General features: G+C 64.5%; 23 protein-coding genes. 17 read left to right on the forward strand and 6 right to left on the reverse strand.

The window, feature by feature from the left end:
• Positions 1 to 418 precede the first annotated feature (418 nt).
• The 8 genes from FHS78_RS10895 (at position 419) to FHS78_RS10930 (ending at position 7,528) form a co-directional block, all read left to right on the forward strand.
• Positions 419 to 1,222 carry an SDR family NAD(P)-dependent oxidoreductase gene (locus FHS78_RS10895; RefSeq protein WP_167094129.1) on the forward strand — a complete coding sequence of 268 codons (804 nt, stop codon included), beginning with the start codon at positions 419 to 421 and terminating at the stop codon, positions 1,220 to 1,222.
• A gap of 39 nt (positions 1,223 to 1,261) precedes the next feature.
• A complete protein-coding gene (locus FHS78_RS10900; protein ID WP_167094130.1) occupies positions 1,262 to 2,404 on the forward strand; it encodes an acyl-CoA dehydrogenase family protein in 1,143 nt (380 codons plus the stop codon).
• Between the two features lie 14 nt (positions 2,405 to 2,418).
• On the forward strand, positions 2,419 to 3,447 hold the full coding sequence (locus FHS78_RS10905; RefSeq protein ID WP_167094132.1) for an acyl-CoA dehydrogenase family protein: 1,029 nt from the start codon (positions 2,419 to 2,421) through the stop codon (positions 3,445 to 3,447).
• A 35-nt stretch (positions 3,448 to 3,482) separates the two neighbouring features.
• Entirely contained in the window at positions 3,483 to 4,154 is a 672-nt protein-coding gene (locus tag FHS78_RS10910; protein ID WP_167094134.1) for a nitroreductase, read from the forward strand.
• 65 nt (positions 4,155 to 4,219) lie between these two features.
• Positions 4,220 to 4,618, forward strand: a complete 399-nt coding sequence (locus tag FHS78_RS10915; protein WP_167094136.1) for a PepSY domain-containing protein — start codon at positions 4,220 to 4,222, stop codon at positions 4,616 to 4,618.
• An 11-nt stretch (positions 4,619 to 4,629) separates the two neighbouring features.
• Complete coding sequence (locus FHS78_RS10920) at positions 4,630 to 5,301, forward strand: response regulator (protein ID WP_167094138.1); 672 nt, start codon at positions 4,630 to 4,632, stop codon at positions 5,299 to 5,301.
• Positions 5,291 to 6,664 (forward strand): sensor histidine kinase, encoded by a 1,374-nt coding sequence (locus tag FHS78_RS10925; protein WP_167094140.1) that lies wholly within the window; start codon positions 5,291 to 5,293, stop codon positions 6,662 to 6,664. The genes FHS78_RS10920 and FHS78_RS10925 overlap by 11 nt, the downstream gene beginning before the upstream one ends.
• 261 nt (positions 6,665 to 6,925) lie before the next feature.
• Complete coding sequence (locus FHS78_RS10930; protein ID WP_167094142.1) at positions 6,926 to 7,528, forward strand: RT0821/Lpp0805 family surface protein; 603 nt, start codon at positions 6,926 to 6,928, stop codon at positions 7,526 to 7,528.
• A 530-nt stretch (positions 7,529 to 8,058) separates the two neighbouring features.
• On the opposite strand, the gene FHS78_RS10935 is transcribed toward FHS78_RS10930, so the two are convergent.
• Together FHS78_RS10935 and FHS78_RS10940 are read right to left on the reverse strand one after the other, a co-directional pair.
• The gene (locus FHS78_RS10935; protein ID WP_167094144.1) at positions 8,059 to 9,441 is read right to left on the reverse strand and encodes a YhjD/YihY/BrkB family envelope integrity protein; all 1,383 of its coding nucleotides are present in this window, start codon (positions 9,439 to 9,441) and stop codon (positions 8,059 to 8,061) included.
• A 222-nt stretch (positions 9,442 to 9,663) separates the two neighbouring features.
• Complete coding sequence (locus FHS78_RS10940; RefSeq protein WP_167094146.1) at positions 9,664 to 9,870, reverse strand: cold-shock protein; 207 nt, start codon at positions 9,868 to 9,870, stop codon at positions 9,664 to 9,666.
• Between the two features lie 362 nt (positions 9,871 to 10,232).
• Between FHS78_RS10940 and FHS78_RS10945 the strand changes: the two genes are divergently transcribed.
• Entirely contained in the window at positions 10,233 to 11,627 is a 1,395-nt protein-coding gene (locus FHS78_RS10945) for a hypothetical protein (RefSeq protein WP_167094148.1), read from the forward strand.
• 12 nt (positions 11,628 to 11,639) lie between these two features.
• On the opposite strand, the gene FHS78_RS10950 is transcribed toward FHS78_RS10945, so the two are convergent.
• Both FHS78_RS10950 and FHS78_RS10955 read right to left on the reverse strand, forming a co-directional pair.
• On the reverse strand, positions 11,640 to 12,665 hold the full coding sequence (locus FHS78_RS10950; protein ID WP_167094150.1) for a D-cysteine desulfhydrase family protein: 1,026 nt from the start codon (positions 12,663 to 12,665) through the stop codon (positions 11,640 to 11,642).
• A gap of 29 nt (positions 12,666 to 12,694) precedes the next feature.
• Positions 12,695 to 13,918: a CaiB/BaiF CoA transferase family protein gene (locus tag FHS78_RS10955; RefSeq protein WP_167094152.1), complete on the reverse strand. Its 1,224-nt coding sequence runs from the start codon at positions 13,916 to 13,918 to the stop codon at positions 12,695 to 12,697.
• Between the two features lie 292 nt (positions 13,919 to 14,210).
• Here FHS78_RS10955 and FHS78_RS10960 point away from each other — a divergent pair, with 292 nt between their 5' ends.
• Positions 14,211 to 16,088: a PAS domain-containing sensor histidine kinase gene (locus FHS78_RS10960; protein WP_167094154.1), complete on the forward strand. Its 1,878-nt coding sequence runs from the start codon at positions 14,211 to 14,213 to the stop codon at positions 16,086 to 16,088.
• A gap of 6 nt (positions 16,089 to 16,094) precedes the next feature.
• On the opposite strand, the gene FHS78_RS10965 is transcribed toward FHS78_RS10960, so the two are convergent.
• Positions 16,095 to 18,278, reverse strand: coding sequence for an acylase (locus FHS78_RS10965; protein ID WP_167094156.1), 2,184 nt, complete (start codon positions 18,276 to 18,278; stop codon positions 16,095 to 16,097).
• Between the two features lie 192 nt (positions 18,279 to 18,470).
• Here FHS78_RS10965 and ccmI point away from each other — a divergent pair, with 192 nt between their 5' ends.
• From ccmI to FHS78_RS10990, 5 genes are all read left to right on the forward strand, one after another.
• Positions 18,471 to 19,631, forward strand: coding sequence for a c-type cytochrome biogenesis protein CcmI (gene ccmI / locus FHS78_RS10970; protein ID WP_167094157.1), 1,161 nt, complete (start codon positions 18,471 to 18,473; stop codon positions 19,629 to 19,631).
• A gap of 54 nt (positions 19,632 to 19,685) precedes the next feature.
• The gene (locus FHS78_RS10975) at positions 19,686 to 20,378 is read left to right on the forward strand and encodes a chitosanase (RefSeq protein WP_167094159.1); all 693 of its coding nucleotides are present in this window, start codon (positions 19,686 to 19,688) and stop codon (positions 20,376 to 20,378) included.
• A gap of 104 nt (positions 20,379 to 20,482) precedes the next feature.
• Complete coding sequence (gene ccmE / locus FHS78_RS10980) at positions 20,483 to 20,968, forward strand: cytochrome c maturation protein CcmE (protein WP_167094161.1); 486 nt, start codon at positions 20,483 to 20,485, stop codon at positions 20,966 to 20,968.
• Complete coding sequence (locus tag FHS78_RS10985) at positions 20,965 to 22,953, forward strand: heme lyase CcmF/NrfE family subunit (RefSeq protein WP_167094163.1); 1,989 nt, start codon at positions 20,965 to 20,967, stop codon at positions 22,951 to 22,953. Before ccmE ends, FHS78_RS10985 begins: the two co-directional genes overlap by 4 nt.
• 3 nt (positions 22,954 to 22,956) lie before the next feature.
• Positions 22,957 to 23,442: a cytochrome c-type biogenesis protein gene (locus FHS78_RS10990; RefSeq protein ID WP_167094165.1), complete on the forward strand. Its 486-nt coding sequence runs from the start codon at positions 22,957 to 22,959 to the stop codon at positions 23,440 to 23,442.
• Positions 23,443 to 23,467: 25 nt separating this feature from the next.
• On the opposite strand, the gene FHS78_RS10995 is transcribed toward FHS78_RS10990, so the two are convergent.
• Entirely contained in the window at positions 23,468 to 24,289 is an 822-nt protein-coding gene (locus tag FHS78_RS10995) for an alpha/beta hydrolase (protein ID WP_167094167.1), read from the reverse strand.
• Between the two features lie 118 nt (positions 24,290 to 24,407).
• On the opposite strand from FHS78_RS10995, the gene FHS78_RS11000 reads away from it, so the two are divergent.
• Together FHS78_RS11000 and FHS78_RS11005 are read left to right on the forward strand one after the other, a co-directional pair.
• A complete protein-coding gene (locus FHS78_RS11000) occupies positions 24,408 to 24,992 on the forward strand; it encodes a TetR/AcrR family transcriptional regulator (RefSeq protein ID WP_167094169.1) in 585 nt (194 codons plus the stop codon).
• Positions 24,993 to 25,059: 67 nt separating this feature from the next.
• Positions 25,060 to 26,295: a bifunctional alpha/beta hydrolase/OsmC family protein gene (locus tag FHS78_RS11005; RefSeq protein WP_167094171.1), complete on the forward strand. Its 1,236-nt coding sequence runs from the start codon at positions 25,060 to 25,062 to the stop codon at positions 26,293 to 26,295.
• Positions 26,296 to 26,366 lie beyond the last annotated feature (71 nt).

Raw genomic sequence — 26,366 nt, forward strand, 5'->3', positions numbered from 1 at the left:
AGCCTCCATGGAGAAACTCCTTCCCGCCAATCAACGGGAAGCAAAATCAATCATCACCTCAAAATGCGAAAGGTGGGGCTACAACACCGCTTACGTATTCCCCCTTTATGCACAAAATATTCTGTGAGTGGAAAGTACAAAATTTATGGTGAATCACACACATTGTCATTGACTGTTTTCCCCTTGTTCGATTCGGCCAGATATCCAGATATTTAGGCAACAGGTTCCGGCGGATGCGCGGTGCCGGAAGCCTGTGTGCATTCGACGCAACGTCATCCTCGCCTGCTTTTCGTCTTTCGCGAATTCTCCCCTTGATGTCTTGCCGCGCCTGCGACATGGGCCATGTAACCTGCTAAAATGCTTGCCGCGTTGAACGACGACGAGCCCGGCAAAACGGGCCGCGAGCAGGGAGCAGCCCATGGATTTGCAGCTTGCCGGAAAGACGGCGCTCGTGACCGGATCCTATCGGGGCACGGGCCGCATGATCGCGCATGCGCTCGCCGCCGAGGGTGCGCATGTCGGCGTGCATGGATTCGCGCTCGCCGAGGCGGAAACCGTTGCGCATGAAATTCGCGAACAGGGCGGCGCGGCTTCCGCGCTGGAAGGCGACATCCTCACCGATGACGGCGCGGCGCAATTATTGCGCGAGACGCAAGCCGCGCTGGGCGATGTGGACATTCTTGTCAACAATTATGGCACTGCAGATGCCGGTTCATGGGCGAAGTCCGGAACGCTGGACTGGATCGAGGCCTATGAAAAGAACGTGCTGTCCGCCGTGCGCGTGACGCGCGGGCTGATGGACGGCATGAAGGCGAAAGGCTGGGGCCGCATCGTCAATCTGGGCACGATCGGATCGACCGAACCGGCCGCCCGCATGCCGCACTACTATGCCGCGAAGGGCGCCATGGCGACCATGACGGTGAGCCTGGCCAAGGATCTCGCCGGCACCGGCGTCACGGTGAACCTCGTCAGCCCCGGCCTCATCCGCACGAAGGAAGTGGAAGAACGCTTCATCGAGCGCGGCCGGAAAAAGGGCTGGGGCGACACCTGGGACGAGGTCGAGCCGCATGTGCTGAAGGAATTCATGGGTAACCTGACCGGGCATGTTCCGCGTCCGGAGGAAATCGCCGATGTGGTGGTCTTCATCGCCAGTGCGCGGGCGGGCGCGATCAACGCGCTCAATATCCGCGTCGATGGCGGTACCACGGCGCTGGTGACCTGACCCGCCGGCAACAGGATAAAAGACAGAACGGGGAGCAAGATGCAGGAATTCCGCTTCGATCTATGCGAATTGCCGGGCGAGACCGAAGGGCTCCGGCAGGACATTCGCGCCTTCCTGAAAAAGGAACTGGCGGAGATCCCCGCCGTGACGCGCGCCCAGACCTGGAGCGGCTTCGACGCCGATTTCAGCCGCAAGATGGGCGAAAAGGGCTGGATCGGCATGACATGGCCCCAAAAATACGGTGGCCATGAGAGAAGTTTCTTCGACCGCTATGTGATGCTGGAAGAGGTGCTGGCCGCGGGCGCGCCGGTGGGCGGCCACTGGATAGGCGACCGCCAGTCGGGGCCGCTGCTGCTGAAATTCGGCACCGAGGAGCAGCGCCAGACAATCCTGCCCAAGGTGGCGAAGGGCGAATGCTTCATGTGCATCGGCATGAGCGAGCCCGATTCAGGCTCCGACCTCGCCGCGACGCGCACCCGCGCCGAAAAGGTCGATGGCGGCTACAAGGTGAACGGGACGAAGCTGTGGACCTCCAATGCGCATAAGGCGCATTACATGATCGCGCTTTTCCGCACCGACAATGATGACAAGCATGGCGGGCTGACGCAGTTTCTCGTCGACCTGACGCTGCCCGGCATCACCATCCGTCCGATCACGGACCTGTCGGGGCATGCGCATTTCAACGAGGTGAACTTCACCGACGTCTTCGTGCCCGACGAGATGCTGGTGGGTACCGAAGGCAGCGGCTGGGCGCAGGTGACGGCGGAACTCGCCTTCGAGCGCTCCGGTCCCGAACGCTATCTGTCGAGTTTCATCCTGATGGTGGAACTCATCCGCGAACTCGAAAAGCAGAAGGGCGAGAAGGGCGCCGCCGAAATCGGCCGTCTCGTCGCGCATCTGACGACGTTGAGACAGATGTCGCTCTCGGTGGCGGGGATGCTGAACGAGGGCGAGAACCCGGCGCTGGAAGCGAGCGTGGTGAAGGATCTCGGCGCCGTCTTCGAGCAGAACATGCCGGTGATCGCGCATGAGATGACGGGGATCGAGGCGCATATCGGCACCGGCAGCGATTTCGAACAGGTGCTCGGCTATCTGACGCAGGTCACACCGTCCTTCTCGCTGCGGGGCGGCACACGCGAAATCCTGCGCGGCATCATCGCGCGCGGCCTGGGCCTGCGCTGAGGGAGGAAAGAGACATGAACGAATTGCAGACGATCCTCTCCGACAGCGTGAACGGCCTGCTCGGCGACCGCGTGACGAAACAGCTTCTGGAAAAGGCTGAAAGCGGCGAGTTCCCGCAGGCGCTCTGGGACGAAGTGGAGGCGAACGGCCTGACCCGCGTATTGGTCGCGGAAGATAAGGGCGGCGCGGGCGGCACATGGGCCGACGCCAATGCGGTGCTGAAGGCGGCGGGCGAACATGCCGCCCCGCTGCCCATCGCCGAGGCGGTGCTGGCAAGCTGGCTGCTCGACAAGGCGGGGATCGCGGTGCCGGACGGCGTTCTCACCGTGATGGAGGGCGAGTTCCGCCTCGATGGCGACAGGCTGTCGGGCAGGGCGACCCGCGTGCCCTGGGGCCGGAATGCGAAACATGCCGTGACGCTCATCGACGGCGAGGTCGGGGCGCAGGCCGTGCTCGTGGCGCTCGACGGCGCGGCCATCGAGGAAGACATCAATGTGGCGCGCGAGCCGCGCGACACGCTGACCTTCGACGGCGCGGCGGCAAGCGCGAAACCCGCCGGGCTCGACGGAGACGCACTGGCACTTTACGGCGCACTCATCCGCGCCGCGCAGATGGCGGGCGCGCTTGCCTATCTGCTGCGCCAGAGCGTTCAATATGCGAATGAGCGAAAGCAGTTCGGCCGCGAGATCGGCAAGTTCCAGGCGATCCAGCAGCAGCTTGCCGTGCTGTCGACGCAGGCCGCGGCGGCGGGAACGGCGGCGGCCCATGCCTGCGCCAGCGCCGACAGGCAGGACGATCCCTCCTTCGAGATCGCGGTCGCCAAGGTTCGCGCCGACGACGCGGCCAATCTCGCCACGTCCATCGCGCATCAGGTGCATGGCGCCATCGGCTTCACCTATGAGCACGGGCTGCACTACGCCACGCGCAGGCTCTGGTCCTGGCGGGCGGAATTCGGCGCGGGCGCGCATTGGGCCGAGCAGCTTGGCCGCCAGACGATCACACGCGGCGCCGATGCGCTTTGGCCCTTCGTGACCGCGCGCTAACGGTATTCATCGAACCGCAAACAGAGGTATCTCCCATGAATGTGTCCGAAGCGTTGAAGACGCGCATTACCTGCCGCGCCTTTCTGGACAAGCCCGTGACGGAAGCGACGCTGCGCGAGCTGCTGGAGACGGCGAAATATGCGCCGTCCGGCGGCAACCTCCAGCCCTGGCATGTCTATGCGCTGACCGGAAAGAAGCTCGAAGAGTTTCTGGGCATCATCCGCGAGAAGGCGAAGGACAATCCCTTCGGCGAGGGGACGGAATACGACATCTATCCCAAGGGGCTGACCGACCCCTATCGCAGCCGCCGTTTCAAATGCGGCGAGGATATGTATGCCTCCATCGGCGTGGCGCGCGAGGACAAGGCGGGACGGCTTGAGCAATTCGCGAAGAATTTCGAGTTTTTCGGCGCGCCGGTCGCGCTCTTCTTCGCCATCGACCGGCAGATGGGCCTCGGCCAATGGGCCGATCTCGGCATGTTCATGCAGTCGGTCATGCTGCTGGCGCGCGAATACGGGCTCCACACCGCTCCGCAGGAAGCCTGGGCGATCTGGCACAAGACCATTGTCGAATTTGTGGACATGCCCGAAGAGCTTATGCTGTTCTGCGGCATGGGGCTGGGCTACATGGACGAAAGCGCGCCCATTAACCGGCTCCGGACGGATCGCGCGCCGCTCGGGGAAATCGTGAGCTTTGAAGGGTTCTGATCTTTCCGCGAGGGCGTAATCCGCCGTTCATCCGGGGTTCAGTGAGGACGGTCTAGGGTCCGCCTATGATTTCGCAGTCCACATATCGCTTCATGGCCGGGGCCGCGCGGACCGCCCTGCTGGCGGCGGCGTTCGCGCTTGCCGGGACGGCCGCCCATGCGGACGGGCTCTCCTTCGGCAACGGGGCGGCGTCCCCGCGTCTGCAAGGCTATGTCGGCCGTCCGCTTCTTGGGGCGAGTTCCGATCAGGACAATGCGCGCAATGCGGTGAAGGCGGGCAATATCCTGTCGCTGGAGCAGATCCTGCCGCGCGTGCGGGCGCGTTTTCCCGGTCGGCATCTGGATTCGCGCCTCGTGCAGGCGGGCGGACGCGCCGTCTACAAGGTGAAGATGCGCATGAACGACGGCAGCGTTAGGATCGTCACCGTCGACGCCCGCTCCGGCAAAATTCTCGGCGCGAGATAGGAGGGACCCCCATGCGGCTTCTGGTGGTGGAAGACGACCCGGATCTGAACCGGCAGCTCGTGAGCGCGCTGCAGGAAGCCGGCTATGTGGTGGACAGCGCCACGGATGGCGAGGAAGGCCATTTCCTTGGCGATACCGAACCCTATGACGCCGTGGTGCTCGATCTCGGCCTGCCGGAAATGGACGGCGTGACCGTGCTCGAAAAATGGCGGCGCGACGGCAAGGCCATGCCGGTGCTGATCCTGACCGCGCGCGACCGCTGGTCGGACAAGGTGGCAGGCTTCGACGCGGGCGCGGACGATTATGTGGCCAAGCCCTTCTATATGGAGGAAGTGCTGGCGCGGCTGCGCGCGCTCTTGCGCCGGGCGGCGGGCCATGCGTCGAGCGAACTGGAATGCGGGCCGCTGATGATCGACACGCGCACGTCGCGCGTGACGGTGAACGGCAAGGCGGTGAAACTCACCTCGCTCGAATACAGGCTGCTTTCCTATCTGATGCATCATCAGGGCCGCGTCATCTCGCGCACCGAACTGGTGGAACATCTCTACGACCAGGATTTCGACCGCGACTCGAACACGATCGAAGTATTCGTGGGGCGCCTGCGCCGCAAGCTCGGCAAGGATCTGATCGAGACCGTGCGGGGCCTCGGCTACCGCCTGACGGCGCCGGAAGATGCGGTCTAGTAGTCTTGCCTTCCGCCTCGTCGCGGGCGCGGCCTTCTGGAGTTCCATCGTCCTCGTGGCGGGCGGGATCATCCTCTCCACATTGTTCAGGGGAACGGTCGAGCGCGGTTTCGATGCGCGGCTCGCTTCCATGCTGGACAGCCTCATCGCCAGCACGGACGTGACGGCGGAGGGGAAGCTGGAACGGACGCAGAAGCTCAGCGAGAGCCGCTTCGATTTCGCCTATTCGGGCCTCTACTGGCAGATCGCGCCGCTCGCTCCCCGCGCGCCCTTGCGCTCGCGCTCGCTCTTCGATCAGAAACTCGATATCGACGCGGGCAAGCAGGTCGAGCGCGGCGAAAACGGCATCAAGGCCTTCGGCGCGACCGGGCCGGAAGGCCAGCATCTGCGCGTGCTGGAGCGGCGTATCTCGCTGCCGGGCTACGATGTGCCGGTGTCCTTCGCCGTTGCCGCCGACCGCGCGGAAATGGAAGCGGAAATCTCCACCTTCAACGGATGGGTCGCCGCCTCGATGGGTGTGCTGGGCATCGTGCTGCTCGGCGCGCTGCTCATTCAGGTGCGCTTCGGCCTGCAACCGCTCGACCGGGTGCGCCTGTCGCTGGCGAATATCCGCTCCGGCCGAGCGATGCGGCTCGAAGGCGATTTCCCCAGCGAGATCGAACCGCTGGCCGACGAGCTGAACGGCCTGCTGGAGGGCAATCGCGAAGTGCTGGAACGCGCGCGGACCCATGTCGGCAATCTCGCCCATGCGCTGAAGACGCCGCTCAGCATCCTGTCCAACGAAGCCCGCGCGCAGGACGGTGAATTCGGCGAGCTGGTGGACAAGACCGCGGGCCAGATGCGTGAACAGATCGACCATCATCTGGCGCGGGCGCGCATGGCCGCCTCGGCCAATGTGCTGGGCGCCCATAGCGACGCGGCCGATGTGATGAAGCGGCTTTCGCGCACGCTGGAACGCATCTATGCCGAACGGGGCATCCACATCGAACTGATCGCACCGGACGGGCTGGGCTTTCGCGGCGAAGCGCAGGATCTCGAAGAGATCGCAGGCAATCTTCTCGACAATGCCTGTAAATGGGCGGAAAGCACTGTGCGCGTGGAACTGACGCCGCTTGCCGAGCGCCGCAAGGGGCGGCCCTTCTTCCTGCTCGCCATCGAGGATGACGGGCCGGGCCTGCCGGCGGAAAAGCGCGCGGCGGCGCTCAAGCGCGGCGCGCGGCTCGATGAATCCAAACCCGGCTCCGGCCTCGGTCTTTCCATCGTGACGGAAATCGCCGAGCTTTATGGTGGCGACCTGACGCTCGCCGATGCCGCCACGGGCGGCCTGCGCGCCGAGGTGCGGCTGCCGCAAGCGGGCGAGTAGAGAGGGCATTCGGTGTCCTCCCGGCCTTGTGCCGGGATCCAGAGGCGACAACCTCTTTGCCTTGCGGCCCCTGGGCTCCGGGACGAAGCCCGGGGTGACGGTCGATGTCGGACGAGAGGGCGTTTCCCTCGATTTACCCGCCCCGCGAAGCTGAACGGCGGATGAACGCCGCATTCAGGGCTCGCTCAAGCACCCCCCGATAATGTGTTCCCTATCGCAGCCGGAAAGCCGGCTTGAACAACATCCGAAAGGGGTGCCGAAATGACCTTCTCCCGTGTGACGAAAATGGCGACCGCCGTGGCTTTGGTCCTCGGCATGTCCGCCGCGAGCACCATGGCGAATGCCGGGCCGCGCTATTCCTACGACCAGTACAACAATCGCTACGACCAGCAGCGCTACGACAACCGGTATGACAGCCGTTACGACTATGGCAATCGCGGCGGGTCGTATTACGGCAATGACGGAAACGACCGTGGCAAGGATATGCTGGGCGCCATCGGCGGCGCCTTGATCGGCGGCCTGATCGGCTCGCAATTCGGCGGCGGCGACGGCAAGCTCTTCACGACAGGCGCAGGCGTGCTGGTGGGCGCCATGCTGGGCCAGAACATCGCCGGCAATCTGGATCGCCGCGACCGGCCCTATGTCGAGCGTGCCTCCTACGATGCGCTGGCGGGCGGCCGCCGGACGCAGTGGCGCAATCCCGATAGCGGCAATTACGGCTATGTGACGCCGGCTGCCAGCTATGAACGCGCCGGCCGCCACTGCCGCGAATATGAGCAGACCATCTATATCAACAACCGGGCCCGCAATGCCCATGGCACGGCCTGCCGGATGCGGGACGGAAGCTGGCAGATCGTCAACTGATCGTCCGTCGACGGACCGGTCTCATTCCATACAAATGAAAAGGCCGCCGCATTCCCCTCGGGGAGTGCGGCGGCCAGTTCGGAACGGTTGCGACGCGACCTGCTATTTGTGCTGTCGTCAGGCCGCCCCGTCTGCGTGCCGGATGTTCGGTCGACTGCCGCCCCGTGGGGGCGGCGAATGGAATATGAGATCAGGTGGAAAGGGTCCCGGAAGTGTCCGTCCTTGTCCACCTCGCCTCACGATCCTGAGTCGGAATCGAAATCCGGGCGATGGCAAACGGTGTCACTAAACCGTTAGACATCGGATCACCTCCTTTCCTTGTTGAACACGGGACTTAACCGTGAATCCCGATGCGTCCCGCGTCAAGGGGATGTATGTGACAAGTTTCCCGACACTGCATCATGTGGAAACAAAGGCGCGTATTTCGGGGATTTTCCGTAGGCGGACGCCGCCGGATAATTTACCGGAGTGTTCGGGTCTGCGCGCCACCGGCGCTGCGAGCCGTATGGCGGCTGCGCATTGAAGACGAATCAATCGCCGCTGACGGCGCGCGGTTTCGCCGGATTCGCGGTCTCCTGCGGATCGCCGTCCCGGTCGATCAGGGTCTGTATGGTGACGTCGTCGGTAATCTCTTCTTCCCGCTCCGCAAGCCTGGCGAAAAGCGTTTCCACGCGCGGCTCCCTGGCGAAACTACTCGACTGGATCGCCTGTTCCGCGGCTTTGCGGTGGCGCACGGCGGCGAGCACGTCGGTGACGCTGGTCCGGTCGCCCGGTTTGCCGGGCACGAAGCGGGCCGGGCTGTCGCCGGTCAGGTTCAGGAGCCCCGCCTTGCGCAGCGCCCGGGATATCTGGCCGACTGCCTCCATCGGCAGGTGCAGCCGCCGCGACAGCGTTTCCTCCGTCCAGGGCGTGTGCCCCTTCGAGAAGGATTCGTGAATGAGCAGCAGGGCCTGAACCGACATCCGCTCAAGCTGGGAGGAGTTGAGATAGCCGATCCCCGCCACGGGCGAGAGATGCCGCCGGTTCTGGAAATAGAAGGAGATCGCACAGCCGCCCAGCAGGATCAGCCAGGCCGCATAGAGCCAGAACATGAAGACCACGAGACTGGCAAAGGCGGAATAGATGGCGACCGTCTGCGCCGACTTCACCACGAAGGTGGCAAAGCCCCATCCGACCGCGCCCCAGGTAATGCCCGCGATCGCGGCACCGGCAAAGGCGGAGGAAAGCCGCACCCGCGTATTGGGGATCAGCGCATAGATGAAGGTGAAGGCGCCGATCAGCACGATATAGGGAAGGGCGCGGGTTCCCTGCTCGACGATGAACCGCACCGGCCCCCATTCCACGACCGAGCCGACCATCGAATTGGACAGCGCGCCCGCCGCGATGCCGGCAAAGGTGAAGGCGACGATGGGGCCGAGCAGCCCCATGCTGACAAGCTCGGTGAATTGCTGGGTGATCGACCGGCTCGCCTCGACATGCCAGATCGCGTTGAAGGCTTCTTCCACCTTCTTGATCATCGAAACGACGGTGTAGATGAGGAAGGCGAAACCGACCGTGCCCAGCACATTGGCGTTCACGCGCTGCACGAATTCCATCATGCGCTGCGTGACCTCCGCGCCCTGATCGCCGAGCGGGGAGAGGAAGTCGGAGAGCATGCTCTCGATATAGCTGTCGAAACCGAAGGCCCGGGCGATGGCGAAGCCGATGGCCAGCGCCGGGACGATCGAAAGCAGCGTCGTATAGACCAGGCTCATCGCCCTGAGATTGAGCGAGCCCGCAAGCAGGTCGCGAATGACGACCCAGGAAATCCGCAGCGACGTGACGAGAACCCGGCGCCAGAACGGCTGGTCTTCGTCCATCGGTTCCCAGATGAAACTCTCAACACGGCTTTGAAGCAGACTTGGGCTGATCATGGCGCAATCCAGAATCGTTTCCGGGAACCATAGACCGCGCAACGGCGTTTCGGGTCTTTCATCGGTCCGGTCGTCGCAGGGAAGCGCCGGCCGCGCGCCGGACGATGACGACGGCGCCGCCGGCGGCGGCCTGGGACAAAAGAAAGACCCCCCAGCTGGGGGTGGGGGGTCTCGAACTTGTAGGGCCGGGAAACCCGGCCGGAGGTCTTGTTAGCGGCCGTGTCAGCCGATAACGAGTTCCTCGGCAGAGAAACGACCGTTTCGGCCTTCCACCAGTTCGTACTGGATGGACTGGCCTTCCTGCAGTGTTTTCTGTCCGGCACGTTCAACAGCCGAGATGTGCACGAACACGTCCTTGCCGCCGTCTTCCGGTGCGATGAACCCATAACCTTTCGTGGCGTTGAACCACTTAACGACTCCGGTAGCCATATGCGTCGATAGCCTTCAGTAAGTAAGTAATCAGGGCACCCCCGGGATTACCGAAGATGTCCAGTTGTTAACGCTATCACCGAACAATCGCCGTCGCGAATCGAAATCTGGACTGCGGTCGATATAATTTCGGGGCGCTCGTAAACATTTAGTACCGTTCGTATTTTCGGCGTCCGCGCGTTTCGCGGAACGGGAAATATGCGTTCGGGCCTTTCGCCGCGGCGTTGTCATCCCCGCGTCGGGAACCAAATGTTAAATATAAAGACCTAGCGTTGCTGCCTTGCGGGCAGGATGTTTGAGCGCGCCCGCGTTGCTGTTCCAGGTGGCGGATCGGAGCTATGGAGAGTACGGCCGATACAGGCTTGAGCAGGAAGCTGGCGCAGTATCTTGAGAAACTGCCCGAGCCGGCTCTGCTGAAACTCGCCTACGGATTGGAGCGCGAGAAACTTCGCGGCACGCAGGGTCTGCCTTTCGACGAACTGATTTCCGCGCTTCGTCCGCTTCTGGCCACGGTCGGCGGCGAGCGTCCGGGCCTGCCCGATCCCATGCGCCATTTCTGCCAGCCTTTCGAGGATCTTCTGGTTACGGACGGTGTACGCCCGGGACGGGGGCAGATCTCGCGCAGCGCCATCGCGCTTGTCTGGGCCTGGCTCGAAAACGATCTCCTGCCCGACGCGCTGCCCGATCTTTGCCGGCATGTGACGGAAAAGACGCTGGAAGGCGACAAGGCCGGTCTCGAAGCGGCCGTGTCCGTCATGCATGCGTCGGCCTCGCGCGCCATGCTCGCCGAGATCGAGCGGACGAGAAAGGATGCCGCCTATCGCCGGGAACTGGAGCGCCGGCTGTCGGGCGAAGAGGGGCTCGACGACGCCCGCAAGATCGCCGATGTGCTGGCGATCGCGCCGGCCATGCTGAAGCTCCAGAAGATGCTGCCCAAGCCGATCGCCAATCTCGACGAGACCATGGTCGCGCAGGTCAAGGAGCTTTACGACGAAGTCGGCGACGAGGCGCCGGACCGCGCCATCTACATCGCTTACGGCCTGGCGGGCCGGCTGAGCGAACCGCATCAGGTGCTGCGTCTGGCGCGCCGCATCGCGCATCAGCGCAACGACATCCTGATCAGCCGGACGGAACTTGCCGTGCTCGGCGAGGATATTCTGTCGGAAATGGAAGCCATTGCGGGCCGGGCCGAAGCCGCGCGCCCCGGGCGGACGGATCTGGAAAAGCTACTGGAGGACGTGAAACGCTTCACGCGCCTTTCAAAGGGGCTGACGACGGAGATCGACCTGCGCCGTTGCGGCGAATGGGGGCAGCGCCTGCTCGGCGCGCGCGCCAAATTCTCCGTCGCGCTGGCCGAAGAGCTGTCGCGCATCGAACTCATTCTGGTGCGGGCGCTGCCCTTGCAGCAGGTCGGCGCCTATGGCCGGGGGGCGCCCCAGCGGCCGGATATCGCCGTCGCGCCGTCGAAAGACCGCAGCGACAAGGCGCTGGCCGCCGTGCATTTCCTGCACGGCATCGCGCCCTATGCCGAGGCGGTGGGCGCGCAGAGCCATTGCTGCAGCGTGAACAAGCAGGTCAACGCCTATCTCGATGCCTATGAGGACCGCCTGCTGGAGGAATTGCGCCTGTCGGACGGCGAAAGGCGCGAACACGCCTCCCGCTATCTGGAACTGGTGGCGCATTTCCGCGAGGAACTCGGCTATCTCGATCAGGCCGACATTCTGCGCCGCCGTGGCCTTGCCGCGGCGCAGGGTTGAGCGCGAGGCGCCTCAGCGTTCCGAAAATTCTTCCGCATAGGCAAAGAGCCCCGGCGCGCCGCCCGTGTGCAGGAACACCACATTGTCTTCCGCGCGCATCCGCCCGTCGAGAATGAGGCCGATCAGGCCCGCCATGGCCTTGCCCGAATAAACCGGGTCAAGGAAAACCCCTTCGAGACGCGCCACGGTTTCCACCGCCCGGCGCATCTGCTCGGTGGGAATGCCGTATCCCTCGCCGAGATAGCCCGCTTCCAGCGCCACGACGTCGTTCGGCGGCAGCTCCGCGCCCAGCGCCTCCGCCGTCTTGACCGCGAGCGCGTGAATACCGTTGGCCATGGCCTGGGTGTCGTCGCGATAGACATTGATGCCCAGCACGGCGGGGCCGCCCGGACGCAGCATCTGCCCGGCGACGAGACCGGCCTGCGTGCCGCCGCTCGACGAGCCGTGCACGATATGGCTTGCCGATATCCCGCGCGCCTCGAGCTGGTCGGAAAGTTCCAGATAGGCATTCACATAGCCCATCGTGCCGGTGACGTTGGACCCGCCGACGGGCACGAAATAGGCCTTGCGCCCCTGCGAGGCGAGTTCCTGCATGACGCGCTCGAAGACCTTTGCCGGATCGGCGTCCGCCGCCTCCACGATCACGCGCGCGCCGAGCAGGTCGTCCAGAAGCAGATTGCCGGAGCGGCGATAGTCGCGGCCCCGATAGGGCACGGTATCGAACAGCACGAGAACGCAGTCGAGCCCCGCGGCCGCCGCGGCCGCCGCCGTCTGGCGCGCATGGTTCGACTGGGCCGCGCCCGCCGTGATGACGGTGTCGCAGCCCCCCGCCAACGCCTCGCCGATCAGGAATTCGAGCTTGCGCGTCTTGTTGCCTCCGAAGGCGAGCCCGGTGCAGTCGTCGCGCTTGATGAAGAGGCGCGGCACGCCGTTATCCGTCATTTCCGCGAGCGCGGCGCGCAGGCGAGGGAGTTCGTCGAGCGGCGTCGGCAGATGGGCAAGCCGCGCGCGGGGCAGGGCGGCGAGTTTGTCGGACATGGATGTTTCCTTTCGCACGGATTTTCCGCTCAGATCGTTCCGTCCGCGCGCATGGCGCCGATCTCTTCGGGAGTGTAGCCGAGCGAGGCGAGGATGGCGTCGGTATGTTCGCCGAGCTGCGGGGCGCGATGGCGAAGCGCCCCCGGCGTGCGCGACAGGCGCACCGGCGTTTCGGCAATCGGCGCAGCCCCCTCCATGCCCGGAAAGGCGAAGGGGTGCAGATAGCCCATCGCCTGGATGTGCCGGTCGTCCAGCGCCTGCTGTGGCGAATAGACGGGCCCGGCGGGAATGCGGGCGGCCTCCAGTTCGGCCAGCGCCTCTTCGGTGGTGCGCTCGCTGGCCCATTCGCGCGTGCGCTGCGAAAGCAGCTCGCCATGGTCGCCGCGCGAGATGTCGTCCTTGAAGCGCGGGTCTTCGAGCCATTTTTCCGGATCGCCCATCAGCCGCGCCCAGCGTTTAAAAAGCGGCTGGCCGATGACCTGTACGAGAATCCAGCCATCCTTTGTCGGCACGATGTCGGCAGGCCCCGCGTAAGGACTGCGATTGCCGATGGCGACGCGGTCGAGCTGGCGCATCTGCTGTTCGATCAGGTGGAAGTTGAAGAAGGAAAGCGCGGTCGACAGAAGCGACCCTTCCACCATCTGTCCTTCGCCGGAGCGCGCCCGCTCCATCAGCGCGGCCATCGTGCCGAAGGCGGAAAGCGAGGCAGTGCCGAAATCGACCCAGGGGGCGTAGGATTTCATCGGCTCGTCGGGATGGCCGGTGAGATAGGATGCGCCCACCATGGACTGCGTGACGCCGTCGAAGCCCGTCCGCTCGCTATAGGGGCCGCCATGGCCGAAGGCGGAGACGGTGGTGAGGATGATGTCGGGCTTTACCGCCTTCAGGCTTTCGTAATCGAGCCCCATCGCTTTCAGCGTCGCAGGCGGCAGGTTGGCGACCACGACATCGGCGGTGGCGGCGAGCTTCTTCACGACCTCGCGGCCTTTTTCGCTCATCGGGTCGAGCGTGAGACCGCGCTTGTTGCGGTTCATCTGCAGATACATGGCGCCTTCGCCGCCATCGCCCGCCGCCGCGCCGGGCACGACGGGCTGCACGAAGCGGTCTTCGCTGCCGTCGCGCTTTTCCACCCGGATGACTTCCGCGCCGAGATCGCCCAGCAGCGCCGCGCAATAGGGACCGGCGATGTAGCGCCCGAAATCGAGTACCCGGACGCCTTCGAGAAGTGGTCGTGCCGTGCCGTTTTGATCCATTCTTCAGAACCCTCCACTTGTCCTGCCGGCTGTTTTTTCGCGCCGGTCCGCGTTTTTCCGCACGATAAGCGCCCGGCTCGCCGGTGGCCAGAAGCGCAATAGCGGTTTTGCCATTTGTTTAGGGTTGTTCCCTAGGGTTGCTCCTGTCCGGCGCGTTGCGTTCGGCCGGATACCGGCGACGATCTGTCAGGCGTTCTTTGTTCTCGCTCTTCGGGAGAGCTTGAGGAGGAAGACCGGCTTCCGTCATGCCGGAGGGGAGAAGGGCGAGCTTTCGCCGCAAAGGGAGTGTGCCATGAATCTTGGCGCCACAATGAAGCACATGGCGGGAAAGCGCATGGTGGAACCGGCGGGAACGGACGCGGCCGGCGGGACGCGCGATTCGGCGTTCCTTCGCTGGACGGGGGAATTTACCGACGCGGCGCTCGAACAGGAATTCCTGCACGCCAATCTGAAGGATCTGCGGGCCCGGGTCCGCGCCACGCTCTATGGCTGCTATGTGTTCGTCATCTGGGGCGTGTTCGATTTCCTCACCCATGGACCGACGCCGCTCTTCTTTCTGGTGACGACCGGACGCCTGGCAGCGCTCCTGTTGCTTGTCGCGGCCCTCAAACTTTTCAAGACGCCGTCGCAACTCAACGGCCTGTTCTCCGCGCTCACCATGGCGCAGTTTCTGGTCGCCGTCATCGCGCCCTTCTCGCTCTGGTGGGACAGCACGGATTACAGCACGGGCATCATGAGTATCGTCGTGGTGCTTTTCGCGTTCTATGTCGGCGTGCCGAACAAGCTCTCGCGCAATCTCGCCGCGTCGCTGGTGCTGACATTCTGTGCGATTCTGGTGGCGCCCGCGCTGGGCAATTACGATCCGGCGACGCTGCTTCAGAATGCGCTGCTGCTGTTCGCCGCCAATGCGGTCGGCGTTCAGATCGTGCGCGCCAGTAACCGTCTGCGCCGCGAAGCCTATCTGACCATGCGTCAGCAGGACGAACTGAACGAACAGCTCACCCATGAAATCGATGTGCGCCGCGAGGCCGAGCAGGCCATGCGCGAAACGGAGGAGAGTTTCGAAAGCCTCTTCTTCAATGCGCCCCAGCCGCTCGCGCTGGTGGACCCGCGCAGCCTCGAAGTGATCCAGGCGAACAGCGCCGCGCAGGCATTGGTGGGGTATGAGAAGGAAGGCGACGGCAAGCTGAACGTCTCGAGCTTCTTTCCCAGCGGCGATGTCGTGCCGTCATTGCGCATGGTCGCCGAAAGCGGCGGGCGCGGCGCGGGGAACGAAGTCGAACTGATCCGCTCCGACGGAACCCCGATCTGGGTGGCCGTATCGGTTGCGCCGGTGGGGTTCAAGGGTCGCCGGTCCGTTCTGGTGGGACTTCAGGACGTGACCGAAAAGCGCCGCCAGCTCGATACGCTGCGCCAGGCGCGCGACATGGCCAATGAGGCCAGCCGGTCCAAATCCGAATTCCTCGCCAATATGAGCCATGAGCTGAGGACGCCGCTCAACGCGATTATCGGCTTTTCCGAGGCGTTGCAGAACGAACTTTTCGGCCCCGTCGGCTCGCCGCGCTATCGCGAATATGCCGAGGACATTCACGACAGCGGCGTGCATCTCCTCACTCTCATCAACGACATTCTGGACCTGTCGAAAATCGAGGCGGGGCATTTCAAGCTCCATGAGGACGAGGCGGACCTCAATCCGATCGTCTCCTCCGCCTTGCGGCTCGTCCATCACCGCGCCGAAAAGGCAGGCATTTCGCTCAATTGCGTGTTGCCGGATCCGCCGCTCACCGTCGTCGTCGACGAGCGCGCCCTGAAACAGGTCCTGATCAATCTCCTCACCAATGCGGTGAAGTTCTCCAACACCGGTTCCGCCGTGACGGTCAGCGCCGGTCTGAGAAGCGACTCCTTGCGCATTTCGGTCGCCGATCGCGGCATCGGCATGGAGGTGGACGACATTCCCCGGGCGCTCGCCCCCTTCAGCCAGCTCGACGGCACATTGTCGCGCAGCCATGAGGGAACCGGGCTCGGCCTGCCGCTCGCCAAGCATCTGACCGAGCTGCATGGCGGTGCGCTTTCCATCGAGAGCGCGCCCGATATCGGAACGACGGTGCATGTCGACCTGCCGATCGACTGCGTTGCCAGTCACGCCGACGGGAGCCGGGACACCGCCTGAGCCGCATCAGTTCGCGGACGACGCCTCGCCGTCCCGCTCGCCGGGCCGGTAGGCTTCCCGGACATGGCCTTTCAGCTCGGCCTCCGTGAAGAGTTCCGGTCGCATTTCCTCGCCGGCATAGAGCGGTGTCTGGTCCGCATAATGCGGCGAGGCGGGGCGGGTCATGGCGCTGCCGAACTGGCTGACATTCCGTGAGCTGACCTTGCCCGCCGCATCCCATTCCACGAACATGAAAAGCGTGTCGCCGCCGATGGCCTTGAGCCGTCCGTCGTCGAGCTTCTTCGCGTAGATCGCGCGCAGGAGATCCGGTCCGCCGGCGACCGGCAGGTCGACATCGCCCCGGATGAGGCGATTGACCTCGCCCCATGCCGGGTCGAGCCGCCCGAAATGCTCTTTCAGCCGCGTAATGGCCTCATGCAGCGTGTCCATCGGGTCGGGCGGCGTCTCGCCGACGATGCCGGCATGGACGACGGGTTCGGCCATCAGAATGGCGAGCGCGGCGCCTCGGCTGTCCTTCGTCGCGCGCATGTCCCAGTTGCGAAGGATCTTTTGTGCCTCGGCAAGATCCTTGTCGTCGCCCGGATCGACGGAGGCGACCTTCTTCAGAAGCTTCGCCATCTCTGATTTTTCCGAATAGGCGACGTCGAACTTGTAGGCGCGGAATTCGTCTCGCGTGATCCGCGGGTCGGCGCCGAAGGTTTCTTCCAGCCGGTAGGCCCGGTTCGTCATGTCCCGCTGAATACCCATCCAGTCCGGAAAGGCCGAGGCCTCGAGATTGGAAGAGGGTGTTGTGGCGCGGAACGGCGTGTTGTTGGCATTGAAGAGCACGCCGCTTTCGGGATTGACGTATTTGGGGATGCCGTCGAAGGGGACGTAGTCCTGCCAGATCAGGTCCGACCGGTCGCCCGGCAGCACGCCTTGCCAGTCGAAGCCCGGCTTCCGCTTCGGGAACTGGGCATTGTAGATATAGGCGATGTTGCCCGCGCGGTCGGCATAGACATAGTTGATGCTCGGCAGCGCCTGCAGCTTCAGGGCGTCGAGGAACTCGTCGAGGTTCCGTGCCTTGTCGAGCCGGTAATATTGCTCCACCTGCCGGTATTCGCCGAGGCCCGCATAGCGCACGGCGAAATAGCCGTTGGGCGTCTTCAGGACCGGCCCGTGTTCGGAGCGCAGCACGTCGCGTTCCACCGTCCACCAGAACGGCCCCCAGAGATCGACCCTGATCTCGGCGGTTTCCTTCTCGAAATCGCGCCACTTTCCGTCGAGAAGATACTGGTTCTCATCGTCCGGGTTGATGGTGAGCCGGTAGATGTCGACGAGGTCCGGCTCGTTGACGGTGTTGGCCCAGCCCAGATTTTCGTTGTGACCGTGCAGCATGAAGGGCGAACCGGGGAAGAAGCCGCCGGAGACATGCCAGCCTTCTGCGCTGTGGAGTTCCGCCTCGTACCAGGCGACGGGCCCGCTATAGGGCTGGTGCGAATTGACGAGAAGGCGCGTCACGCCGTCGTCGGAGCGCGAGGGCGCGACCGCCACGCCGTTGGACCCGATGGGCAGCCTTGCGGCGCCGGGCAGGAAGGCGTCCTTCTCCTGTTTGGAAAGTTCCTTCGACTTGCTGCCGATGCGGCCTTCGAAAACGGCGATCAGCGTCTTGTCGAGCCCGTAGAAGAACGGCGTCTTGAAGACGAACCCCGCCGCCACATCCTTGCCGGTGAAAGGCAGGAACCCCGTATCCACCTCGTCGGGATGCTTCACGGCGTAGAAGTTCACGCCTTCGGCATAGGCTTCCAGAACCTCGCGCAGATCTTCCGGCAGCTTGTCGTAATTCGCATTCACCGTGTCCCACACGCCCATCAGGCGGACCAGATAGTCGGTAATGGCCGCTTCCTTGCCCTTATAGGCGGCGAGCTTGCCACGGGTGGCGATGGCGACATTCTGGATGGTGGAGAAATCGTCTTCCGAATGGGCAAAACCGAGTCCGAAGGCGACATCCGCGTCGCGCGGCCCCGAAATATGGGGAATGCCGTATTCGTCCCGCTCGATCTGGACGTCATAGGTTTTCGCCGCGGCGAGGATAGGGGCGGGATCGGCCGGGGCGGGCGCTTCCATCGCTCCGCGCACGAGAATGACGGCCAATACGAGCGCGACGAGGCCTGCGAGGGCCGCGAGGCCCGTTTTCAGATAACGAAGCATGGATGGGTCCGGTTCCTGACGTTTCTCTTGATATCGTCCCGAAGGCCGATCTGGGCGGGAAGGGTAACCGGGCCACAGCCGCGCGCAAGGCCTGCGGCGCCTCGCCGCTTTCCGCGAGCGTCTCAAGCCTCTATATCTCGGGCCCGGTGGCGGCAGCCAGGTTCAGACACACGCGGCCCGAGGAGACGAGTTTTGGCATTCGATTTTGCAGGCATGGCCGTGTGGCTCATCTTTGCGGTGCTCACCGGCGCGGCCATCTGGGCCGTGCTGCGCCCGCTTATGGCCGCGCCCAAGGATGCGCCCGCTTCCGAAGCCGAATTCGAGGTGACGCTTTATCGCGACCAGCTTGCCGAAATCGACCGCGACCTTTCGCGCGGCACGATCGGCGAGGCGGAAGCGGAATCCGCGCGGCTGGAAGTCTCCCGGCGCCTGCTTGCCGCGGATGAGGAAGCCCGCAAGGGCGAGCCGGAGAAGGCGACCGGCGCGGCCGGACATAAATGGGTCGCGCTGGGCATCATCGTGCTCGTGCCGCTTTTCTCGCTCGGCATCTATCTCATGCGCGGCGCCCCCGACATTCCCGACCAGCCGTTGCTCGCGCGTCTCGACAAGCCGGCGCAGGAATTGCCGCTGCCGGGCCTCATCGCCAAGGTGGAGCGGCACCTGAAGGAACATCCCGACGACGCCCAGGGCTGGGCGGTGCTGGCGCCCGCCTATATGCGCATCGGCCAGGCGGATAAAGCCGTCGCGGCGGTCGGCAGGTTGATGGCAATCAGAGGCGAGAGTGCGGACCTCTATGCAGAGCGCGGGCAATTGCGCGTTCTCGGTGCGCGCGGCGAGGTGACCGACGCCGCGCGGGAGGATTTTCGCGACGCGGTGAAGCTCAATCCGGGGCACCCCAAGGCGAATTATTATCTGGGCCTTGCCGAAGTCGAGGACGGCAAGAAACAGGCGGCGGAAACGCGCTGGCAGCGGCTTGTCGATACGGCGCCGGAGGATGCGCCCTGGCTGCCGGGGCTGAAGGCACGGCTTGCCGAACTGAAATCCGGCGCCCCGGCCGCGAAAACGCCTCCCGGCCCGAGCGCCGCCGATGTGGATGCGGCAAGCCGGTTGAGCCCCGAGCAGCGCCGTCAGATGATCGAAGGCATGGTGGCGCGTCTGGCATCGAAGCTGGAAGACGAGCCCGGCGACCTGGCAGGCTGGCAGCGCCTCATTCGCGCCTATCGGGTGCTTGGCGACGACGGGAAGGCGGACGCCGCGCTCAAGAGAGCGAAGACGCAATTCGCCGACGATCGCGATGCGCTGAAACAGCTCGACGCGGCCGCCCGGACGCAGCAGGCCCCCGGCGCGAACTAATCCCCGTCTTTCATGCGCTTCCTATCCTGATCGTTCGGACAGGACAGGGAGCGGATGATGCTGAACGATCTCCAGAAACGAACGGCACAGGCCATCGTCAATATCTTCGAGACGGGCCATGTGCAGGGCGACTATGCCAGCGTGACCCGGCTCGCGGGCGACAGTGGCGGGCTGACCTATGGGCGGTCGCAAACGACGCGCGCAAGCGGCAATCTTCACAAGCTGGTCGACGCCTATTGCGCGGCGCCGGAGGCGGCCCGTGCCGCGGATCTTGCGCCCTATCTGCCGAAACTGGCCGCGCGCGACGACGCGCTGGATACGGACGATGTCTTTTGCGCGCGGCTGCGCGAGGCGGGCGCGGATCCCGTCATGCGGCATGTGCAGGATGCGTTTTTCGACAGGCTCTTCTGGACGCCCGCGTCGCGTGAGGCGGCGCGGCTGGGGCTGGAGGAGGCGCTGAGCGTCGCCACGGTCTATGACAGTTACATCCATGGCTCATGGGCTCGGATGCGCGACCGTACGATCGGGGCGGCGGGCACCCCGACAAGCCGCGGTGCGCGCAGTTGGACGCAAAGCTATCTCCATACCCGCCGCGCCTGGCTCGCAGGCCACGCCAATCGCCTGCTGCATCGCACCGTCTACCGCATGGATGCGCTGCTCGCGCTGGCCGATGAGGGGAATTGGGCGCTCGACCTGCCGCTCACGCTGCGCGGACAGCAAATAACCCCTGAAAAACTGTGGCCTTAGCGCGCAAACCGCGACGATTTGCGTTTTGATGAGGCGGGAGCGGGCGCTATATCTTGCCCCGGATTTTCCGGAGACCCGATCTTCCAGCAAGCATGGGACCCCATATGACGCGCAAGCAGCGCCGCGCCGCCTTCATCGTCCTCGGACTGGCCATTCTCGGGATCGCCGTCGCGCTCGTGCTGAATGCCATGCGCGACAGCATCGTCTTCTTCTACAGCCCGAGCGACATCGCGGAAAAGGCCATCGGTCCCGGCGAAAGGCTGAGGCTGGGCGGGCTTGTGCAGCCGGGCTCGGTCGTGAAGGACGGCTCCACCGACGTGATCTTCACGATCACCGATTTCGGCGACAGCATCCGCGTTCACTACAGCGGCATCCTGCCCGACCTGTTCCGCGAGGGGCAGGGCGTGGTGGCCGAGGGCGAGCTGCGGCCCGACGGCAGCTTCAGGGCCGATAGCGTGCTGGCCAAGCATGACGAAAACTACATGCCGCCCGAAGTGGCCGAGGCGCTGAAGAAACGCGGCGACTGGCAGGGCGAGGAAGGATCCGGCAGACCCCACGCCGAAAAATACGGAGAGGGGGCCTATCCGTGATTGCCGAGACAGGTCATTTCGCCCTCGTACTCGCGCTGGCCGTGGCACTGGTCCAGATGATCCTGCCGGCCTATGGCGCGTGGAAAGGCGATCACGCGATGATGCGCGTCGGAACGCCCGCCGCGCTGGCCCAGCTCGCGCTGGTTGCCATCGCCTTTCTGGCGCTCACGCTCGCCTTTGTGGTTTCCGATTTCTCGGTCGCGCTCGTCGCCAACAATTCGGCGGTGGACAAGCCGCTCATCTTCAAGATTTCCGGTGTCTGGGGAAATCATGAAGGCTCCATGGTTCTCTGGGTGCTGATCCTCGCGCTTTACGGCGCGCTGGTGGCGCTGTTCGGCCGCAATCTGCCCGACCGCCTGAAGGCGAACGTGCTCGCCGTGCAGGGCTCGGTCGGCGTGGCCTTCCTGCTCTTCATCCTCGCCACCTCCGATCCCTTCCTGCGGCTCGACCCGGCTCCCTTCGAGGGGGCGGGGCTCAATCCCATTCTGCAGGACCGCGCGCTCGCCTTTCATCCGCCCTGGCTCTATGCGGGCTATGTCGGGTTTTCCATGACCTTCAGCTTCGCCATCGCCGCGCTGATGGAAGGCCGGGTGGACGCGGCCTGGGCGCGCTGGGTCAGACCCTGGGCGCTGGCGGCCTGGCTGGCGCTGACCATCGGCATCGCGATGGGGTCGTGGTGGGCCTACTACACACTGGGCTGGGGCGGGTTCTGGTTCTGGGACCCGGTAGAAAACGCCTCGCTCATGCCATGGCTGGCGGGCACGGCGCTCTTGCATTCGGCCATCGTCGCCGAAAAGCGCGGCGCACTCAAAAGCTGGACCATCCTGCTCGCCATCCTCGCCTTCTCGCTCTCGCTGGTGGGCACCTTCCTCGTGCGCTCCGGCGTGCTGACATCGGTCCACGCCTTCGCGGTGAGCCCGGCGCGCGGCGTCTTCGTGCTGGCGATCCTCGGCGTTTTCGTCGGCGGATCGCTGACGCTTTATGCCTGGCGCGCGCCGATGCTGAAGACCGGCGGTCTCTTCGCGCCGATCAGCCGCGAGGGCGCGCTGCTGTTCAACAACCTTCTGCTTACGGCGTCGGCGGCGGCGGTGTTCATCGGCACGCTCTACCCCTTGCTGCTCGATGCGGTCGGCGGGCCGAAGATCACCGTGGGGCCGCCTTTCTTCAACACGACATTCGTGCCGCTCTGGGCGCCGCTGCTCGTCATGGTGCCGTTCGGCCCGATGATGAGCTGGAAGCGCGGCGACATCGTCGCGGCCGGACAGCGCCTGATCTTCGCCGCCGGTGCCGCCTTCGTCGTCTGCCTCGTGCTCTACGGCGTGGTGAGCGACGGGCCGTGGCTTGCGCCCATCGGCATGGGCGTGGCGGTCTGGCTCGTTATCGGTGCGCTGTCGGAAATCGCCTGGCGCGTGAAACTCTTCACCGCGCCGGCCGGCGAAAGCTGGCGCCGTGCCCGCGGCCTGCCGCGCGCCGCATGGGGAACCATGCTTGCCCATGGCGGTCTCGGCATCGCGGTGGCGGGCATTGTCGGCGTGACGGCCTGGAAGTCGGAACGCATCGTGGCCCTGCCCGAAGGGGGAACGACCTCGATTTCCGGCTACGAGCTGACGCTTGAAAAGGTCGGTACGCGCGGCGGGCCGAACTACGATGCGACGACCGGCGTGGTGCGCGTGGAAAGGGGCGGCGAGTTCGTGACCTTCCTGCTGCCCGAGCGCCGCCGCTATCCGACCGAGCGACAGGAAAAGACCGAGCCCGCCATCTACACGACCGGCTTCTCCGATCTCTATGTCGTGCTGGGCGAGGGCAACCGCGCGGGCGAATGGGCCTTGCGGGCCTATGTGAACCCGCTTGCGCCGTTCATCTGGCTGGGCGGCATGGTGATGGCGCTGGGCGGCCTCGTATCGCTGACCGACCGTCGGCTGCGCGTCGGCGCGCCGCAGCGGGCCCGGACCAAAGGGCGCAGCGCAGCCGCGCCCGCGGAGTGACCGATGAAGCTCAGCGCATTCCTCTTCGCATTGCTGTTCGCGCTGACGCCGGCGACCGCCTTCGCCGTCATTTCGCCGGACGAGAAGCTGTCCGATCCCGGGCTCGAGGCGCGGGCGCGCGAAGTCTCGAAAGAGTTGCGCTGCCTGGTTTGCCAGAACGAATCCATCGACGATTCGGATGCGGAACTTGCCAAGGATCTGCGCATGCTGGTGCGCAAACGCATCCTTGCCGGCGACACGAATGAGGAAGTGAAGCAGTATCTCGTCGCGCGCTATGGCGAATTCGTGCTGATGAGGCCGCCTTTCCAGCCCGCGACATGGCTCTTATGGCTCGGGCCGGGCGCGATCCTGCTGGGCGGCGCCGTCGGGATCGTCCTCTTCCTGCGCCGCTCGTCCCGCCGCGACGAAAACGCGACCGGCAATCCGGCGCTCAGCGAAGCCGAGCGCCGCCGCCTCGACGAAATCGTGAAGAACGATCCGCCGGAATGACGAGCGCTCGTCATAGTCCCGTCGCCTAACTGTCCGGCTGAAGGAAGCCGGCCACCGCGTCCCACACTTCCTGAGCGCGGAGGATGCGGTTATGGCCATAGGTTTCGGTCTTCATGACGGATGTGCCGGGCCACAGCTCGGCGATCCGGTCCGCATCTTCATGCCGGACCTTTTCATCGTCCCTGTCGTAAATGGCGAGCAAGCGCGCATCGTCTTCAGGCTGGTAGGACTGTCCCTTGGTCAGCGCCGTCCATGTCGTCTGGAACTGCTCCGCCAGGATCGGTTTGACGTATTCGAGCGTCTCGTCATCCGCTCCCGCCTGCTGCCTGAAACTGTCGAGCGGGACATAGGGGTAGAGCGGGGCCGAAATGCAGACATAGCGTTCCGCGTGAACCCGGTAGAGCGTGCGCGCCCGCATCATGGCGAGACCACCGGCGGAATGACCGATCCAGGCGTAAATCGGCTCCCCAACGGCGCGGGTGAGATCGCGCACATCATTGATGAAGGTGTGAAACCCGACCCGTTCGTTCCGGGAATCCCCATGCCCGCCCGCGTCGAAGAAGACGCAACGATATCCGTCCCGAGAGAGAAAGCGGGCAAGGCCTGCCATCTGTACGCCGCGGCCGCCATAGCCATGTACCATCAAGACGAGCGGTCCCTGACCGACCGACCAGGCAAGGCGGCTCTTGTCCGGCCCGAAGCGGAAACCTTCAAGCCCGTCCAGCAGATGTTCATCCTGCGGACGCATGGGCATCGGTGTGGAATGGGCAAGCATCAGCGCAAGCTGCGCCGCCGTGTCTACAAGGGTTTCGGATTTGGCCTCTCCGGCCGGCGGCGTCGCACTCATGACAGTCTCTCCTCTGCAAGAAGTTCATCCGTGCTCTGTGTTTCGGAGACAGCAATGCTTGCACCATGTAGACCAGTCAATATAATTCGTGAGAGATTCATCGACGGGAGAACGGGCCTTGTCCGCAGCGCCGAAACACAGACAGCCGATTATCAATGCCGCCGTTACGTTATTTCGTCGGCAGGGCTATGCCGGGACGGGCCTGAACGACATTGTCGATGCGAGCGGCGCGCCGAAAGGCTCGCTCTATCACTACTTCCCCGACGGCAAGGTCTCGATTGCCGTGGCCGCGGTGGAGGAGGCGGGACACCGCGTCGCCGACACGCTTGCCGAACTGGCCGGCGACGCGCCGACGGCCGGCGATCTGCTGATCCGCCATGCAAATCAGCTCGCGGGCTGGATGAAGAAATCGGGATACCGCGACGGGTGCCCCATCACGACCGTGCTGCTGGAACTCGCGCCGAGAGAGCGCGTTGTTTCCAAGGCCGGCCGGAACGCATATGCCGCAAGATTGAAGATTTTGACGGATAAACTTGTCGCGGACGGGTTTGCGCGCGCCAGGGCCGAAAGGCTGGCCGTGCTTTGCATATCCGCCTTGCAGGGCTCGCTGGTCCAGGCGCGGGTGGAGCGAAGCGCGGCCCCGATTCTCACCGCGGCGGACGAACTGGCCCGGCTGCTGGATACCGAGCTATCCGGCGGATGACGCGGCGGCCCTTCGAAAGCGGTCGGCTTGCAGCTAGAGTGACCGTCCCGAACGGAAAGAGGCCTTCATGACGGATAGCGCCATTCGCACGCAGAAAGTCACCTTCAAGAGCGCCGAGGGAGGCGATCTGGCCGCGCGGCTCGACAGCCCAAAGGACCGCGTCCGCGCCTATGCGCTGTTTGCGCATTGCTTCACCTGTTCCAAGGATGTCTTCGCGGCGAGCCGGATTTCGCAGGCGCTGGCCGCGCGGGGCATTGCGGTGCTGCGTTTCGACTTTACCGGGCTGGGCGATTCCGACGGGGATTTCGCCAATACCAATTTCACCTCCAATGTGCAGGACCTGATCGCCGCGGCGGATTTTCTGCGCGAGGAATATGAGGCGCCCGCGCTTCTCATCGGTCACAGCCTGGGCGGGGCGGCGGTGCTGGCGGCGGCGCATCGCATGCCGGAAGCGCGCGCGGTGGCGACCATTGCCGCGCCCTCCAGCGCCGAGCATGTGAAGGCGCATCTGAACGCCAGCCTGGACGAGATCGAAAGCGCGGGCGAGGCGGAGGTGATGCTGAGCGGCAGGCCGTTCCGCATCCGCAAGCAATTCCTCGACGACATCGAAGGCCGGGCGCTGGCCGGCGAGATCGCCCATATGAAAAAGGCGCTGATCGTTTTCCATGCGCCGAGGGACGAGATCGTCTCCATCGACAATGCGACGGATATTTTCGTCGCGGCGAAACACCCCAAGAGTTTCGTCTCGCTGGACGATGCCGACCATCTGCTGAGCCGCAGGAAGGACGCGGTCTATGTCGCCGATGTGATGAGCGCCTGGGCGTCGCGTTTCATCGACGAGCAGGGCGAGGAGGCTGCGACGGAGCCGGTGGAGAACGGGATCGTCCGCGTGGAGGAAACGCGCGCGGGCAAGCTCCAGCAGCGCGTTCTCGTGCGCGGCCATGTGCTGACGGCGGACGAACCGGAGGATCTGGGCGGCATGGATAGCGGCCCGACGCCCTATGACCTGCTGCTCGCGGCTCTGGGCACCTGCACCTCCATGACGCTGCGCATGTATGCCGACCGCAAGAAATGGCCGCTGGAGCGGGTGCGGGTGGACCTGACACATGAGCGGGTCCACGCGGAGGACTGCGCGGACTGCGAAACCGGAACGGGCATGATCGAGGTGCTGACGCGCGACATCGCCCTGTCCGGCGATCTCGACGAGGCGCAGCGCGAGAAGCTCCTGGAGATCGCGGATAAATGTCCGGTTCACCGGACCATCACGCATGAAATGCATATTCCGACCAAAATTGTCGGTTAGGCCCGTCATGCTGTCGCCATGATTGATGGTTACCGGCTTGTAATGTCTCTTTCATGATTGAGAAAGGGAAT

The organism is Parvibaculum indicum (assembly GCF_011762095.1).
Lineage (GTDB): Bacteria > Pseudomonadota > Alphaproteobacteria > Parvibaculales > Parvibaculaceae > Parvibaculum > Parvibaculum indicum.

Coding starts and splice junctions, on each gene's coding strand:
- FHS78_RS10995 (WP_167094167.1), bottom strand. CDS start 24,289: ATGAGTGCGACGCCGCCGGCCGGAGAGGCCAAATCCGAAACCCTTGTA.
- FHS78_RS10910 (WP_167094134.1), top strand. CDS start 3,483: ATGAATGTGTCCGAAGCGTTGAAGACGCGCATTACCTGCCGCGCCTTT.
- FHS78_RS10925 (WP_167094140.1), top strand. CDS start 5,291: ATGCGGTCTAGTAGTCTTGCCTTCCGCCTCGTCGCGGGCGCGGCCTTC.
- ccmE (WP_167094161.1), top strand. CDS start 20,483: ATGACGCGCAAGCAGCGCCGCGCCGCCTTCATCGTCCTCGGACTGGCC.
- FHS78_RS10930 (WP_167094142.1), top strand. CDS start 6,926: ATGACCTTCTCCCGTGTGACGAAAATGGCGACCGCCGTGGCTTTGGTC.
- FHS78_RS10905 (WP_167094132.1), top strand. CDS start 2,419: ATGAACGAATTGCAGACGATCCTCTCCGACAGCGTGAACGGCCTGCTC.
- FHS78_RS10915 (WP_167094136.1), top strand. CDS start 4,220: ATGATTTCGCAGTCCACATATCGCTTCATGGCCGGGGCCGCGCGGACC.
- FHS78_RS10900 (WP_167094130.1), top strand. CDS start 1,262: ATGCAGGAATTCCGCTTCGATCTATGCGAATTGCCGGGCGAGACCGAA.
- FHS78_RS10935 (WP_167094144.1), bottom strand. CDS start 9,441: ATGATCAGCCCAAGTCTGCTTCAAAGCCGTGTTGAGAGTTTCATCTGG.
- FHS78_RS10955 (WP_167094152.1), bottom strand. CDS start 13,918: ATGGATCAAAACGGCACGGCACGACCACTTCTCGAAGGCGTCCGGGTA.
- FHS78_RS10960 (WP_167094154.1), top strand. CDS start 14,211: ATGAATCTTGGCGCCACAATGAAGCACATGGCGGGAAAGCGCATGGTG.
- FHS78_RS10975 (WP_167094159.1), top strand. CDS start 19,686: ATGATGCTGAACGATCTCCAGAAACGAACGGCACAGGCCATCGTCAAT.
- FHS78_RS10965 (WP_167094156.1), bottom strand. CDS start 18,278: ATGCTTCGTTATCTGAAAACGGGCCTCGCGGCCCTCGCAGGCCTCGTC.
- FHS78_RS11005 (WP_167094171.1), top strand. CDS start 25,060: ATGACGGATAGCGCCATTCGCACGCAGAAAGTCACCTTCAAGAGCGCC.
- FHS78_RS10920 (WP_167094138.1), top strand. CDS start 4,630: ATGCGGCTTCTGGTGGTGGAAGACGACCCGGATCTGAACCGGCAGCTC.
- FHS78_RS10895 (WP_167094129.1), top strand. CDS start 419: ATGGATTTGCAGCTTGCCGGAAAGACGGCGCTCGTGACCGGATCCTAT.
- FHS78_RS10990 (WP_167094165.1), top strand. CDS start 22,957: ATGAAGCTCAGCGCATTCCTCTTCGCATTGCTGTTCGCGCTGACGCCG.
- FHS78_RS10940 (WP_167094146.1), bottom strand. CDS start 9,870: ATGGCTACCGGAGTCGTTAAGTGGTTCAACGCCACGAAAGGTTATGGG.
- FHS78_RS10950 (WP_167094150.1), bottom strand. CDS start 12,665: ATGTCCGACAAACTCGCCGCCCTGCCCCGCGCGCGGCTTGCCCATCTG.